Source organism: Cupriavidus sp. 291-E7 (assembly GCF_057798835.1).
This window is the reverse complement of sequence record NZ_JBYOJV010000013.1, coordinates 105,233-120,377: the sequence shown is the minus strand read 5'-3', so window position 1 is coordinate 120,377 and position 15,145 is coordinate 105,233. Positions and strand designations below refer to the sequence as shown.

At 66.2% G+C, this 15,145-nt stretch carries 12 protein-coding genes; 10 read left to right on the top strand and 2 right to left on the bottom strand.

Going from position 1 to position 15,145, the window contains the following annotated elements:
- Positions 1 to 2: 2 nt before the first annotated feature.
- Positions 3 to 1,127, bottom strand: coding sequence for a hypothetical protein (locus tag AC3FLX_RS22295; RefSeq protein ID WP_488699565.1), 1,125 nt, complete (start codon positions 1,125 to 1,127; stop codon positions 3 to 5).
- A 102-nt stretch (positions 1,128 to 1,229) separates the two neighbouring features.
- On the opposite strand from AC3FLX_RS22295, the gene AC3FLX_RS22290 reads away from it, so the two are divergent.
- The 4 genes from AC3FLX_RS22290 (at position 1,230) to AC3FLX_RS22275 (ending at position 6,709) form a co-directional block, all read left to right on the top strand.
- Complete coding sequence (locus AC3FLX_RS22290) at positions 1,230 to 2,480, top strand: lipoprotein-releasing ABC transporter permease subunit (protein ID WP_488699493.1); 1,251 nt, start codon at positions 1,230 to 1,232, stop codon at positions 2,478 to 2,480.
- Positions 2,473 to 3,216: a lipoprotein-releasing ABC transporter ATP-binding protein LolD gene (lolD, locus tag AC3FLX_RS22285; protein WP_488699492.1), complete on the top strand. Its 744-nt coding sequence runs from the start codon at positions 2,473 to 2,475 to the stop codon at positions 3,214 to 3,216. The genes AC3FLX_RS22290 and lolD overlap by 8 nt, the downstream gene beginning before the upstream one ends.
- Before the next feature lie 14 nt (positions 3,217 to 3,230).
- A complete protein-coding gene (locus AC3FLX_RS22280; protein WP_488699491.1) occupies positions 3,231 to 4,058 on the top strand; it encodes a TatD family hydrolase in 828 nt (275 codons plus the stop codon).
- 122 nt (positions 4,059 to 4,180) lie between these two features.
- Positions 4,181 to 6,709, top strand: coding sequence for a ComEC/Rec2 family competence protein (locus AC3FLX_RS22275; RefSeq protein WP_488699490.1), 2,529 nt, complete (start codon positions 4,181 to 4,183; stop codon positions 6,707 to 6,709).
- A gap of 10 nt (positions 6,710 to 6,719) precedes the next feature.
- Here the strand turns inward: AC3FLX_RS22275 and AC3FLX_RS22270 are convergent, their stop codons facing one another.
- Positions 6,720 to 7,712 (bottom strand): MurR/RpiR family transcriptional regulator, encoded by a 993-nt coding sequence (locus AC3FLX_RS22270; RefSeq protein WP_488699489.1) that lies wholly within the window; start codon positions 7,710 to 7,712, stop codon positions 6,720 to 6,722.
- Positions 7,713 to 8,001: 289 nt separating this feature from the next.
- Here AC3FLX_RS22270 and edd point away from each other — a divergent pair, with 289 nt between their 5' ends.
- From edd to AC3FLX_RS22240, 6 genes are all read left to right on the top strand, one after another.
- On the top strand, positions 8,002 to 9,900 hold the full coding sequence (gene edd, locus AC3FLX_RS22265) for a phosphogluconate dehydratase (protein ID WP_488699488.1): 1,899 nt from the start codon (positions 8,002 to 8,004) through the stop codon (positions 9,898 to 9,900).
- A 145-nt stretch (positions 9,901 to 10,045) separates the two neighbouring features.
- Positions 10,046 to 10,561 (top strand): gluconokinase, encoded by a 516-nt coding sequence (locus tag AC3FLX_RS22260; protein ID WP_488699487.1) that lies wholly within the window; start codon positions 10,046 to 10,048, stop codon positions 10,559 to 10,561.
- A 249-nt stretch (positions 10,562 to 10,810) separates the two neighbouring features.
- The gene (locus tag AC3FLX_RS22255; RefSeq protein ID WP_488699486.1) at positions 10,811 to 12,286 is read left to right on the top strand and encodes a circularly permuted type 2 ATP-grasp protein; all 1,476 of its coding nucleotides are present in this window, start codon (positions 10,811 to 10,813) and stop codon (positions 12,284 to 12,286) included.
- A 33-nt stretch (positions 12,287 to 12,319) separates the two neighbouring features.
- Positions 12,320 to 13,273, top strand: coding sequence for an alpha-E domain-containing protein (locus AC3FLX_RS22250; RefSeq protein WP_488699485.1), 954 nt, complete (start codon positions 12,320 to 12,322; stop codon positions 13,271 to 13,273).
- Positions 13,274 to 13,356: 83 nt separating this feature from the next.
- Complete coding sequence (locus AC3FLX_RS22245; RefSeq protein ID WP_488699484.1) at positions 13,357 to 14,181, top strand: transglutaminase family protein; 825 nt, start codon at positions 13,357 to 13,359, stop codon at positions 14,179 to 14,181.
- Between the two features lie 117 nt (positions 14,182 to 14,298).
- Positions 14,299 to 15,102: a proteasome-type protease gene (locus AC3FLX_RS22240; protein ID WP_488699483.1), complete on the top strand. Its 804-nt coding sequence runs from the start codon at positions 14,299 to 14,301 to the stop codon at positions 15,100 to 15,102.
- Positions 15,103 to 15,145 lie beyond the last annotated feature (43 nt).

The window sequence follows — 15,145 nt, the reverse complement described above, 5'->3', positions numbered from 1 at the left end:
GGTCAGGCGGCCAGGGCCAGGTTCGAAAGTAGCGCGCGCCAGTCGCCGCGCGCGCCCATGCCGCGCCAGAACTTGCGCAGGTCGGCGCGCGTGACCTTGAATTCGGCAAAGTGGTTTTCCCCGCCCAGCACCAGCGTGACGGCCTGGATCTGGCCGGCGGTCAGTGCATCCAGAACGGGCTGGAACCACTCGGCGTCCAGCGCGTGCATGCGGTCGAGCCACAGACCCCAATCGGACGAGATATGGGCTTCGGTCGCGTCATCGAGCATGACCATCACGCTGCCGTCGGCGCCTTGCACGTCGGCAAAGCGGGCCGGCGGCGCACCAATCCGGCTGCCGCCGGCCAGCCCCAGGCCCGCCATGAACGGATCGTTGGCTAGCACCGTATCGGCCAGCTTGCGCACGGCACCGGCCTTGCCGCCACCGTGGAGCCAGACCGAATTCACCGGCAGCTGGCCGTCGGCTTCGCGGGCTTCGTTCACCGGGTGGCTGTGCCAGGTCATCTGAATCTCGTTCTGCAGCCGGCGCCAGTCGCGTGCGCGCGGTCCGGCCTGCATCCAGATATCGATATTGCGGCCGGTGGCGCGCACGGGCGTGGTGGCTTCCAGCACGCCAAAGACGTCCGCGGGCACATACCAGCGGGCGGGGTGGGGCGCGTCGAGCCGGATGCCGGCTTCGTCGAGCAGGTCGGCAACGGCGCCGCGCAGTGCGTCGGCCTCGTCGGCACGCATGCCGAGCTGGTCCGGATGCATCAGCACCAGATGGTCGCGCGCGGCGTGAATATGCACCGGCTGCAGGCAGGCCCAGCCGGCCTCGGGTTCGGCCTGCGGGCTGGCGGGTGAGCGATCGGCGGCGGCCTGGTCGGCCAGGCGCATAAAGGGCGCAGTCGGCACCTGCGTGGTGTCCAGGCCAGCGCGGCCAGCCAGCCAGCGTTCCTGCGGCAGCGTGCGCAAATAGGGATCGTCGTGCGTTTCGCGGGGTCCCGGGGAGGCGCGCGTCAGCAACTTTCCGAGCGCGGGCAACTCCAACTGGCGCAGCAGCGCGCCAGGGACGACATCGTCCGTGGCGTCGTCGCCGGCGCCAGGCGGGACGGAAAAAGGCACAATCAGGGTCAGGTGCGTCATCATGGTTGCCAAGATTGTAAACTTCCGGCTGGCCGGCGCCAGTTTTCCGCCACCCCAGGCGGCAAAACCGGGCAACCAGGCGTTTCCAGAACAACAGGATTCCTCTTGAACTTTCCTTACGAGTGGCAGATCGGCTGGCGATATACCCGCGCAAGCAAGCGCGCCAGCCGCAATACGTTCATTTCGTTCATTTCGATGATCTCGATGCTTGGCATCGCGCTGGGCGTGGCCGCGCTGATCGTCGTGCTGTCCGTCATGAACGGTTTCCAGAAAGAGGTGCGCGACCGCATGCTGTCGGTGCTGTCGCACATCGAGGTCATCGGCGCGGCACCGCTGCAGAACTGGCAGACGACGGCCGCCGAGGCCGAGCGCAACAAGGAAGTGGTGGGCGCCGCGCCTTATGTGTCCGCGCAGGCCATGCTGACGCGCGACGACGCGGTGCGCGGCGTGTTGCTGCGTGGCGTGGACCCGAGCCAGGAGCCGAAGGTGTCCGATATCGGCAGCCAGTTCCGGTCCGGCAGCATGGACGCGCTGGTGCCGGGCGGCTTCGATATCGCACTGGGCAACGAACTGGCCAACGCGCTGGGCGTGCGGGTGGGCGACAAGGTCACGCTGGTGGCGCCGCAGGGCACCATCACGCCGGCAGGCATCCTGCCGCGACTGAAGCAGTTCACCGTGGTCGGCATCTTTTCGTCCGGGCACTATGAGTTCGACAGTGCGCTGGCGCTGGTCAACATGCAAGACGCCGAGGTGCTGTTCCGCCAGAACGGTCCGTCGGGCGTGCGGCTCAAGCTGCAGGACATGCAGCGTGCCCCGCAGGTGGCGCAGCAGCTGGCCGGCACCATGAGCGGAGACCTGTACCTGCGTGACTGGTCGAAGCAGAACCGGAACTGGTTTGCCGCGGTGCAGACCGAAAAGCGCATGATGTTCATCATCCTGACGCTCATCATCGCCGTCGCGGCGTTCAACCTCGTGTCGACGCTGGTCATGACCGTGACCGACAAGCAGGCCGATATCGCCATCCTGCGGACGATGGGCGCCCAGCCGCGCTCGATCATGAAGATCTTCATCGTCCAGGGCGTGGCCATCGGCTTCATCGGCACGTTGCTCGGCGTGCTGGGCGGCACGCTGATTGCGACCAATATCGACGTGATCGTGCCGTTCATCGAACGTGTGCTGCACGTGCAGTTCCTGCCCAAGGACATCTATTTCATCAGCGAATTGCCTTCGGACCCCCGCGTGAACGACATCGCCACCATCGGCATCATTTCCTTCGTGCTGGCGACGCTGGCCACGATCTATCCCAGCTGGCGCGCCGCGCGCGTGAATCCGGCGGAGGCGCTGCGCTATGAGTGATACCACGCTGATCCAGGAGGCCGCGGCAGTGCCAGCGGCGGCGGTCCAGACCGGCGGGTCGCCGGTGCTGGTGGCCGAAGGTCTGACCAAGCGTTTCCGCCAGGGCGGGCTCGACGTGGAGGTGCTGCGCGGCGTGGACGTGCGCATCAACGCGGGCGAGAAGGTGGCCATCGTGGGCGCATCGGGGTCAGGCAAGTCGACGCTGCTCCACGTGCTGGGCGGCCTCGACAATCCCGATGCGGGCCGCGTGGCGCTACTCGGCAAGCCGTTCACGGCGCTGCGCGAGAAGGAACGCAACGTCGTGCGCAATCGCGCGCTGGGCTTCGTCTATCAGTTTCATCATCTGCTGCCCGAGTTCACGGCGCTCGATAACGTGGCGATGCCAATGCGCATCCGTGGTCTCCGCGAACCGCAGGCCCGTGAAGCGGCCCAGGCGATGCTGGAGCGCGTGGGGCTTGGCGGCCGTTCCAAGCATCGTCCTGGCGAGCTGTCGGGTGGCGAGCGCCAGCGCGTGGCCGTCGCGCGCGCGCTGGTGGGGCAGCCGGCCTGCGTGCTGGCCGATGAACCTACCGGCAACCTCGACGACCATACGGCCGGCGGTGTCTATGACCTGATGCTCGACCTGTCGCGCACGCTGGGCACGAGCTTTGTGATCGTGACGCACGACATGGATCTGGCCGGCCGCTGCGACCGCGTCTTCCGGCTGCGCGACGGACACCTGCACCAGGAACGCTGACCCGGCCCGACCCTATGTGGATCGATACCCATTGCCATCTGGATGCCAGCGAGTTCGATGCCGACCGCGACGGCGTGATCGGGGCCGCGGCGGCTGCCGCGGTTTCGGGCATCGTGCTGCCGGCGGTAGCCGTGTCCAATTTCGACGCCGTGCGGGGGCTGGCTCATGGCAACCGGCACTGCGTCTACGCGCTTGGCATCCATCCACTTTGCACGCCCGGCGCCGGGCAGGCAGACCTCGATGCGCTGCGTAGCCAGGTGGCGGCGTCGATCGACGATCCGCGCCTGGTTGCCATTGGCGAGATCGGCCTCGATTTCTTTGTGCCGGGTCTCGATGCCGCGCACCAGACCTGGCTCTACACCGAGCAACTGAAGATTGCGCGCGAGTTTGATCTGCCCGTGCTGCTGCATGTGCGTAAGTCGCAGGACCAGGTCTATGCCGGGTTGCGGCGCGCGGGTGTGCGGCAGGGCATTGCGCACGCCTTCAACGGCAGCCATGAGCAGGCGCGCCGCTACGTCGAGCATGGCATGAAGCTCGGCTTCGGCGGCAACGTCACGTTTTCGCGCGCCAGGCAGATCCGCAGGCTGGCCAGCGAGCTTCCGATCGAAGCTATCGTGCTTGAAACCGACGCGCCCGATATCGCCCCGGCCTGGCTGTCCGACGACCAGTTCGGCGAACAGCACAAGGCGCGCAATACGCCTGGCGAGGTGGCTGGCGTGGCGCGCGTGATGGCCGAGCTGCGCGGCCTGCCGGAACGTGAGCTGGCGGACGCGATGTGGCGCAACTCGGTGGCCGCGCTCCCACGCCTGGCCGCGTTCGCGGACGTCATGGCGCCGCGCTGATCGTACTGTCCGCCTTCCCTCCGATTTAACCAGTTGACACGCCGACACAACGTTCGGACACGTTTTGACGTGTGCTGACGCGGTACAACTACGCCCGTTCGTGAAGCGTTTGGAGGGGCGAAATGCGGTTGCTGCTGCTGGCATTCGTGGCGGGCTGCTGGCTGTGGCAGCAACAGGCCGCGCTGCCATCCGCGCACGCATGGTGGATCGGGTGGGGCAGTGCGGCGGTGTTGATCGGCGCGCTGATGCTGCGTGGGCGACGAACGTGGTGGTGCAATGCGCGCTGGGGTATTGCTATCGCACTGGCGGTGCTGACCGCTTTCGGATGGGCGGCATGGCGAGCCGAGCTTCGCATGGAGCGATGGCTGCCACCGGAATTGATGGGGCGCGATGTTGTTGTCGAAGGCATCGTCGCCGGCTTGCCCGACGAGGCCGATCATGGCACGCGCTTTCGATTTGACGTCGAGCGGTCGGATGGTGAGACGGCCGCGCTTGCGCGTGGGTCAACGCTGTTGCTGACATGGCGCGAGCCGGCCGAACGGCTGCAGCCGGGCCAGCGCCATCGCCTGACCGTACGCCTGCGCAGGCCGCGCGGACTCGCCAATCCGTACGGTTTCGACTACGCCTATTGGTTGCTTGCGGAAGGCATCGACGCGACGGGCTACGTACGGGACGGCATGCGCGACAGTGATGGCGGCGCAGTGCCCTGGGGCGTCCGCATCGAGATGTGGCGTGCGGCACTCCGCGACCGGTTGCGTGCGGCCATGCCGGCCGATGCGCGCTACGGGTCCGTGCTGATCGCGCTGGTCATAGGTGATCAGCGCGGCATCGGCGTGTCGGACTGGGAGATCTTTCGACGGACCGGTATCTCCCATCTCGTCAGTATTTCCGGCCTGCACATCACGATGATCGCGGGAGCCACCGGGGCATTGGCGCGCGGACTATGGCGCCGCTCGTTTGGCATGGGCCGCATCTTGAGCCGGCCGTTGCCGCTGGTCTGGCCGACGCAGAAGGCCGCGCTGGTGGTGGCGGTGCTGACAGCACTTGGCTATGGGTTGATCGCGGGAATGCAGATCCCCGCGTTGCGCACCGTCACGATGCTCAGCGTCGCTGCGGTGGCGTTGTGGAGCGGGCGATCGCCGCCGGTGTCGGTGGTGCTGGCATGGGCGGCGGGCGTGGCCGTGGCCATTGATCCCTGGGCCGTGATGTCGCCGGGATTCTGGTTATCGTTTGGCGCCGTCGCCGTGATTTTCTTCCATGCCCGCAAGGAGGGTGATCGCGGTCAGGATCAGGCCGCCTCGGTCATCGTGCGATGGATGCGGCGTGCGGGGGCAACGCTTGCGGATGCGGCGCGCGCGCAGTGGGCCGTGACGGTGGGACTCGTGCCGCTGACCTTGCTGCTATTCGGGCAGGTATCGGTCGTGTCCAGCCTGGCCAACGCGGTGGCAATTCCCGTCGTCAGCCTGTTGGTGACGCCGCTCGCGCTGGTCGGGGCGGTCTTGCCCGGCGGCGTTGCAGGTTTGTTGCTTGGGTTGGCGCACACCATGCTTGAGTGGCTGGTTCGCGGCCTTGCCTGGCTGGCTGCGCCATCGTGGGCGGTGTGGGAGGCTGCGCAGCCCGGATGGATCGCGGCAGGGTTGGCCATTGCTGGCGTGACGCTGCTGCTGATGCCGCGTGACTGCGCGCGTCGGCCATCGTCCGCTTGCCCTGCCACGGGCGAGAGGAGGCGCGTGCGCGGGCATGGCGTGTCCAAAGAGACCGGGCGCCGAATACCGCGTTGGGCCGGCGGGCTGCTCATGTTGCCGATGCTTCTGGCCGGTCGCGCGTCACTGCGGGAAGGGGAAATGCGCATCACCGCGCTTGACGTAGGGCAGGGTACGGCCGTGCTCGTGGAAACGCGGCGCCACGCGCTGCTTTACGATGCCGGCCCTGCCCATGTCTCGGGCAGCAGCGCAGGCGCCCAGGTTATCGCGCCTTTCCTGCGTGCCAAGGGCGTGCGCAGACTGGACGTGTTGATGGTCAGCCACGAGGATGCCGATCACGCTGGCGGTGTCCTGCATGTCACGCAAGCGGTGCAGGTTGGTGCGATGTTGACCGCGTCGCCACCCGATCACAAGCTGCTGGAGGTGCCGGGCAAGCAGTGGGAGCCATGCGTCGCCGGTACCGGCTGGCAGTGGGACGGCGTGCGATTCGACATCCTTCATCCCTCAAGGGGTGATCTGTCGCAGTCGCGCTTATCGAGCAATGCGCGAAGTTGCGTGTTGCGCGTGGCAACCGCGCATCGCAGTCTGCTGTTGACTGGCGATATCGGCGCGCGCGAGGAATTGGGCCTGATTGATCGTGTGCCGCCGGACCAGTTGCGCGCCGACATATTGCTGGTGCCACATCATGGCAGCGCCACGTCATCCCACACGTCGTTCCTGCGTGCCGTGCAGCCGACGGTGGCCATCTTTCAGCTCGGATTTGCCAATCGTTACCGGCATCCCCGGGAGGACGTCTGGCGCCGGTACGAGCGAGCCGGCATTGCGCGCTATCGGTCCGACGAGACTGGTGCGGTATCCATCGTGACGCACGGTGCCGGTCTCGAGGTGGTGCCATACCGGCAGCGCAATCGCCGCTACTGGCGCGACGCGCCGGCCGCGCCGCGTTAAGGGGAAGGGTTCAGTTTGCGCGAGCCGTTGCCTTGGCCCGTTTTGCGGACGATTTTGCGCTGGACCGGGTTTCGGTCCTGGGTGTCGTGCGGGCAGGGAGCTTGCCGGCGGACTTTGCGGGGCCGTCGTCGGATTCTTCCGTCTGTGCGGCCAGGGGAGCCGGTTCCGCGCCAGCGATGCGGCGTTCGCGCAGATGGGCCTTGGCCCGCTGCAGTCCGGCCGCCACCGAATCCGCGCGCTCCAATGCCACGCCGGCGGCCAGTACGTCGCCCAGTACCAGATGGCAGATGCGCGACGTCATCGGTGTGTAGACCTCGCTGTCTTCCTCGACATCGGAAAACACGCAGACGTCGGCAAGTTTGGCCAGCGGGGAGCCGCTATGGGTCAGTGCCAGCACGCTGGCACCGCTGCCGCGTGCCAGGGTGGCAGCAGCCAGCATGTCCCAGGTGCGGCCACTGTTGGAGACCAGCACGGCGACGTCACCGGGCCGCAGCAGGGCGGCGGACATGCTGAATACGTGCGAATCGGAGTAGGCCGTGGTGGGAATGCCCAGGCGGAAGAACTTGTGCTGGATGTCGAGTGCGACGATACCCGAGTTGCCGCAGCCGTAGAACTCGATGCGCCGTGCACTGGCCAGCAGGCGGATCGCGTGCTCGATCTGGTCGGCCGACAGTGCGTTACGCACGCTCATCAGCGTGGCGATGGTGCGGTCGAACACCTTGCCGGCGATATCGGCGGGGCGATCGCTGGCTTCCACGTCCTGGTGGACGAACGGCGTGCCGCCGCCGACGTTCTGGGCGAACTGGAGCTTGAATTCCTTGAAGCCGTCATAGCCAAGCGCGGCGCAGAAGCGTGCGATGGTCGGCTGGGAAACGCCGGCGCGCTCCGCCAGCTCGGGCATGGTCAGTCTGATGACGCTGGCGCCGTGGCGGGCCACATAGTCGGCCAGCCGGCGTTCGGACGGGCGTAGCGTGTCGTAGACGGCAAGAATTCTGTCGCGCATGGTGAGGGTCGTGCGGGATGCTGTGCGTGGGTATCGTCGAAGCGGGCGCCTGATTGGCGGAGCGCCGTCCTGGAATTTTGTAGAGATTCTACACATTCGGGCCACGAATTCGCAGTCGTGTTGCCCGGTTTCAACCTTAGGATTTACCCGAATTTGCGCGTATAACGCCATATTCACGCCGATGCAAGCCTTCCGGGCGTGTGCCGCGCGTGGCTATAATGTAGAAAATCTACAGATTTGCAGGCCATTTTTGGTCCCTGCGAATCGCCCCACGAGGATTCATTTCGCCATGACCCTAGCCGCCAACGGCAATGTCCGCGCCGAAATCTCGGCAGTGACGCAACGCATCGTTGAACGCAGCCGCGCCAGCCGCGCCGCCTATCTGGCGCGTTGCGAGCGCGCGCAGCAAGATCAGGGGCCGCTACGCGGTATGTCGTGCGCCAACCTTGCGCACGGTTATGCCGCGCTGCCCGCTGACGACAAGCTGAAGCTTCGCGTCGAACACGCGCCAAACCTGGGCATCGTCACCGCCTACAACGACATGTTGTCGGCGCACCAGCCTTATGAGCGCTATCCGGCAGTGATCCGCGAAGCCGCGCGTGCCGTCGGTGCCGTGGCGCAGGTGGCGGGTGGCGTGCCGGCGATGTGCGACGGCATTACGCAGGGCAATGCCGGTATGGAACTGTCGCTGTTTTCGCGCGATGCCATTGCGATGGGCACGGCGATCGCGCTGTCGCACAACACCTTCGATGCGGCGTTGATGCTGGGCGTTTGCGACAAGATCGTGCCTGGCCTGCTGATGGGCGCGCTGCAGTTCGGCCATCTGCCGATCGTTTTCGTGCCGGCCGGCCCGATGGCGTCCGGTCTGTCGAACAAGGAAAAGGCGCGCGTGCGCCAGCTCTACGCCACGGGGCAGATCGGCCGCGATGCGCTGCTGGAGGCCGAATGCGCGGCCTACCACGGCGCCGGCACCTGCACGTTCTACGGCACCGCCAACAGCAACCAGTTCCTGATGGAAATCATGGGCCTGCACATGCCAGGCTCGGCGTTCGTGCACCCGGACAGTGGTCTGCGCGATGCGCTGACCACGGCGGCTGCCCAGCGTGCGCTGGCGCTGATTGCGCGCGGGCACGAATACACGCCGCTGGCGCGAATCGTCGACGAGCGCGCCATCGTCAACGCGATGGTGGGCCTGCTGGCCACGGGCGGCTCGACGAACCACACGATTCACCTGGTGGCAATGGCGCGTGCCGCCGGCATCATCATCGACTGGAACGACTTCGACCAGCTCTCGGCCGTAACGCCGCTGCTGGCGCGCGTCTATCCGAATGGCTCTGCCGATGTGAATCACTTCCATGCGGCTGGTGGCGTGGCCTACGTGATCGCGCAACTGCTCGATGCCGGCCTGCTGCACGAGGACGTCAACACTGTGATGGGGCGCGGCCTGGCTCGCTATACCGAGGAGCCGGTGATGACCGATGGCGCATTGCGCTGGCGCGAGGGTCCGACAACGAGTGGCGATGCAGCGGTGCTGGCGCCGGCCTCGGCGCCGTTCTCGGCCGAAGGTGGCCTGCGCCTGATGGCCGGCAACCTCGGTCGCGGCGTGATCAAGGTATCCGCGGTTACCGACGAGCATCGTGTGGTGCAAGCCCCGGCCCGTGTATTCGATACGCAGGAGGCGCTGCAAGCCGCTTTCGAAGCGGACGAACTCAATCGCGACGTGGTGGCGGTGGTGCGTTTCCAGGGGCCGAATGCCAACGGCATGCCCGAACTGCATCGCCTGACGCCGGCGCTGGGCGCGCTGCAGGACGCCGGCCACAAGGTGGCGCTGGTCACCGATGGGCGGATGTCCGGCGCGTCGGGCAAGGTGCCGGCCGTGATCCATGTGGGTCCCGAGGCGCTGGTTGGCGGGCCGCTGGCGCGCGTGCGTGATGGCGACATCATTCGCGTCGATGCCGTGGCGGGCACGCTGGAGCTGGTGGGAGACGCCGCCGCGCAGGCCGGGTTCGCGGCGCGCACGCCGACGCCCGCGCCGGTTGATGATTTCGCCAACTTCAGCATGGGCCGGGGCCTGTTTGGCCTGTTCCGGCGCCACGCACGCATCGCCGAGGAGGGCGGTAGCGCGCTCGACCTGTCCGAGGCCGATGCGGCTGCGGCTGTCCAAACGCGCGCCGCCGTCGCACAATAGGCGGCGTCAGGACTCCGGCTTACTCAGACATTTTCGTATTCCCCGGCATCTTCATGCCGGGGCACCGCCGTGCCACGCCGGGCGTGGGCGGCGGCTACCGACAAGGGTGGCAATACCACCCGATACCATGTTCGATGGAGCAGACATGATCTATATCCTGATGGGCGTTTCCGGCAGCGGCAAGACCACCGTGGGCCAACTGCTGGCGCAGCAATTGCACTGTGGCTTCCATGACGCCGACAGCTTCCACAGCGAGGCCAACAAGGCCAAGATGCACGCCGGCGTGCCGCTGACCGACGAAGACCGCTGGCCTTGGCTGGACGCCATGCGCTCGGCCATCGACACCGCCCGCGCCGAAGGGCGTACGCATGTTTTCACCTGCTCGGCGCTGCGCCAGATCTACCGCGACCGCCTGAGCCCGCCCGATGGCGGCGTGACGTTCGTGTTCATGAAGGGCGATGCCGCCACGATCGGCAGCCGGCTGTCGGTCCGGTCGGACCACTTCTTCAATCCGGCGCTGCTGCAAAGTCAGTTCGATACGCTGGAAGAACCGCGAGACGCGCTGGTGCTCGATATCCGCCGCCCGCCGGAAGCGCTGGTGGAGGACATCCTGGCCAAATGCCCGCCGGAGTCGGTTTCCTGCGGAAAGGCCGCCCGGTAGGGGGCACCAGAAAGCCAGGCATGCCCCAGGGCCTGGCAAGCATCTTGCTAATCCGTTTTCGCGTACCGGCGCATGTCTCGTGCATGCAACCCCTTGCGGGATTTGGTGGTACGGATATGCTTCAAAGCGTCGACTCGACGAGGCATCGATAAACGGGCGGCCGGCGGTGTTGCCATGCAGCAAGCCGGGGAGTAGTCAGGCGGCACGGCACCCGCGGCAGGCGCCCACATCCACGAAGGAGCGGCCATCATGGCGGCGCGGTTTTTCGACGAGATGCTGGAAGGGCGAGAGGACGGCACACTGACGGCCATCGAGGCCGGGCAGGTTTTGCCGTCAGGGGCGGTTCGGCCCCACTACCGGGGCTTTGCGGACTGGCTGGGGCGGCAGTCCGTGGCGACGATGGACAACAAGCGCGCGGAGGCGGACCTGATCTTCCGGCGCGTGGGCATCACCTTTGCCGTCTATGGCGACAAGGATGAGTCCAATAGCGGCACCGAGCGGACCATCCCGTTCGACGTGATACCGCGCGTGTTCCCGGCCAGCGAATGGGCGACGCTCGAGCGCGGCCTGCGCCAGCGCGTGGCCGCGCTGAACCGGTTTATCCACGATATCTATCACGGGCAGGACATCATCCGCGCCGGCGTGATCCCGCCCGACCAGATCTACAACAACGCCCAGTACCGTCCCGAGATGCTTGGCGTCGACGTGCCGCGCGATATCTACGCGCACGTGGCCGGTATCGACGTGGTGCGTGCCGGCGAGGGTGAGTTCTACGTGCTGGAAGACAACCTGCGCGTGCCGTCGGGCGTGTCGTACATGCTGGAAAACCGCAAGATGATGATGCGGTTGTTTCCGGACCTGTTCGCACGCAACCGCGTGGCGCCGGTGGCTCACTATCCCGATCTGCTGCTCGACATGCTGCGCAGCGTGTCGCCACAGAACATTGCCGATCCCACCGTGGTGGTACTCACGCCGGGCATGTACAACTCGGCCTACTTCGAGCACGCGTTCCTGGCCCAGCAGATGGGCGTGGAACTGGTCGAAGGCAGCGACCTGTTCGTCGACGACGACCATCTGTACATGCGCACCACGCAGGGGCCGCAGCGCATCGACGTGATCTACCGCCGCGTGGACGACGACTTCCTGGACCCGCTCGTGTTCCGGCCAGACTCCACGCTCGGTGCGGCGGGCTTGCTGTCGGTCTATCGCGCCGGCAACGTGACGATCTGCAATGCAATCGGCACCGGCGTGGCCGATGACAAGTCAATCTACCCCTACGTGCCGGACATGATCCGGTTCTACCTGGGCGAAGAAGCCATCCTGTCGAACGTGCCCACGTACATGTGCCGGCGTCCGGACGACCTGCAGTACGTGCTGGACCATATGGCCGACCTCGTGGTCAAGGAAACGCATGGCGCCGGTGGCTACGGCATGCTGGTAGGGCCGGCCGCGACCAAGGCCGAAATCGACCAGTTCCGCGAAGTCGTGAAGGCTCGCCCGGAGCAGTACATCGCGCAGCCCACGCTGGCCTTGTCCACCTGCCCGACGTATGTGGAGTCCGGCATCGCGCCTCGCCATATCGATCTGCGGCCGTTCGTGCTGTCGGGCAAGGAGGTGCGCATGGTGCCGGGCGGCCTGACGCGCGTGGCATTGCGCGAGGGGTCGCTGGTGGTGAATTCCTCGCAGGGCGGCGGCACCAAGGACACCTGGGTGCTGGAACGCTGAAGCCGAACATACTGATCGCCGGGAGACCCCATCATGCTGAGCCGTACCGCCGACCACCTGTTCTGGATGGCCCGCTACACCGAGCGCGCGGAAAACACCGCGCGCATGCTCGACGTCAACTACCAGACCTCGCTGCTGCCGCAATCGGCCGAAGTGGCCGAGCAGGGCTGGTGGGCGATGCTCGATATCTCCGAACTGACCCAGGCCTACGACCACAAGTACGGCCTGCTGCACCGTGACGACGTCATCGACTTCATGGTGCGCGACATGACCAATCCGTCGTCGATCATGAGCTGCCTGCGCGCGGCGCGCGAGAACGCGCGGGCGGTGCGCGGGTCGCTGACGACCGAGGTCTGGGAAACCATCAACACCACGTGGCTGGACGTGCAGCGCATCATCGCCGATGGCGAGCTGCGCGAAGATCCGTCGCGCTTCTTCGAATGGGTCAAGTTCCGCTCGCACCTGGCGCGCGGCGTGCAATTCGGCACGATGCTCAAGGACGATGCCTTCCACTTCATGCGGCTGGGCACGTTCCTGGAGCGCGCGGACAACACGGCGCGGATTCTGGACGTCAAGTTCCAGGCGTCGGGCCGGGACGACAGTGATCCGAACCGCGAGCAGAACGATTTCTACCACTGGGCGGCGGTACTGCGTTCGGTGTCGGGCTTCGAGGTCTACCGCAAGATCTACCGCGCCGTGATCACGCCGCAGCGCGTGGCCGAGCTGCTGATCCTGCGGCCGGACATGCCGCGCTCGCTGGTGTCGAGCATGGACGAAGTGGTGGCGATCCTGGCGCTGGTGTCGAACCAGCAATCGTCCGAGACCGAGCGGCAGGCTGGTAAACTTCACGCCGACCTTAAATACGCGCGCATCGACGACATTTTCGCCGTCGGGCTGCACGCGTACCTGACCAGCTTCCTGGAGCGCATCGGCGATCTCGGCAATGGCATCAGCCGGGATTTCCTCGTGCCGCTGCAGGCCGCCTGACGATGTTCCATATGTGCCCGGCGCATCATGTGCCGGGTGCGTGATGTCTGGCAGGTACATGTGCCGTGTGCGCGATACGCATCGTGAAATACAGGATCCACCACAAGACCGTCTACCGATACACCGAAGCGGTGCGCCGCAGCGTGCATGAGCTGCGTCTGGCACCGCGTTCGGGGCCGCTGCAATCGGTCGAGACCTGGCAGTTGTCCGCGCCCGGCAATCTGTCGGAGGCACGCGACGGCTTCGGCAACATCGTGCACAACTTCACTATGGCCGGCCCGGCCCGTACCATCGCCATCACCGCCACGGGAGAAGTGGAAGTGAAGGCAGGCGAGGGCGCCGGGCATCACGCGTTCGTCGATGCGCCCGAAGCGGGCGAGTCGCGTGTGTCGCCGCTTTATTTCATGGCGGGCACGCCGCTTACCCACGCGCCCGCCGACATGCAGGCGTTCGCCGCGCCATATCTGGCCGTGGGGCATGACGCCCCCGCGTTGCTGGCGCTGGCAGGCGGCATTGCCGACCGTGTCCGCTACAAGGCCAATACGACCGATGTCGGCACATCCGCCGCCGAAGCCTTCCAGAAGGGCAGCGGCGTCTGCCAGGACCAGGCTCAGGTGATGGTGGCGGCGTGCCGCGCGCTTGGCATTCCGGCCCGTTATGTCAGTGGCTACTTCTACGATCCCGCCGCAACGGCGCTGGCCAGCCACGCCTGGGCCGATGTCTGCCTCGACGCTGGCCAGGGACTCTGGTGCAGTATCGACGTGACGCACCGATGTGTGACAGACGCGCGCCATGTACGGCTTGCCGTGGGGCGCGACTACGCGTCGGCTGCACCGATTCGGGGCATTCTCGAAGGCGGCGCTGGCGAGACCCTTGAAGTCGATATCTCGATCACGCCCGCGACCTGATGGCTTTCTCCCCTCGCCCGCATGGCGAAGTGGGGAGAAAATGGCCAGCATTTTCGAGCGTTCTCCCCATTCCCGACCGGCTAGAATGCAGTCTTGCCGTCGCCCAAAACACACAACATGACGTACTGCGTAGCCATGCGGCTGGATGCCGGCCTGGTATTCCTGTCCGATTCCCGAACCAATGCAGGCGTGGATGCCATTTCCACCGCGCGCAAGATGACCGTGTTCGAAGAGGCCGGCGACCGTGTGCTGGTGCTGATGACTGCCGGTAACCTGGCGATCAGCCAGTCGGTGCGCCAGTTGCTGGCCGAAGGGCGCGACGAGAAGCGCTCGCTGTGGACGGCCCGTGACATGTTCGAGGCCGCCTCGATCGTTGGCGATGCGGTGCGCGCCGTGCACAAGCGCGACGCCCACGCGATGCGCGAGGCCGGCATCGACTTCAATGTGAGCATGATCTTCGGCGGCCAGATTCGCGGCGAACGCCAACGACTGTTCAATATCTACGCCGCGGGCAATTTCGTCGAGGCCACGCCGGAGAACTGTTATTTCCAGATCGGCGAGGCCAAGTATGGCAAGCCGATCATCGACCGCGTGGTGTCGCCATCGCTGCCATTGGGCGAGGCCGCCAAGTGCGCGCTGATATCGATGGATTCGACGCTGAAGTCGAACATTTCGGTAGGCCTGCCGCTGGACCTGCTGGTGTACGAGGCCGATTCGCTGCGCGTGACGCGATTCGTCAATATCGACGAAAAGAACGCCTACTTCCGCATGATCCGCGATACCTGGGGGCAGCGCCTGCGCCAGGTGTTCGGCGAGATCTGCAACCCGGAATGGGATGCCGCCCAGCCCGCCGAGTTTCCGCTGGCGCGCGACGAGGCCGACCGCTGGGGCCAGCCGGTGCGGGCACGGCGCGACAGGTAGAAGGATTTACCTACGCCCGAGGCGACGTCGGCGCGCCGAACGG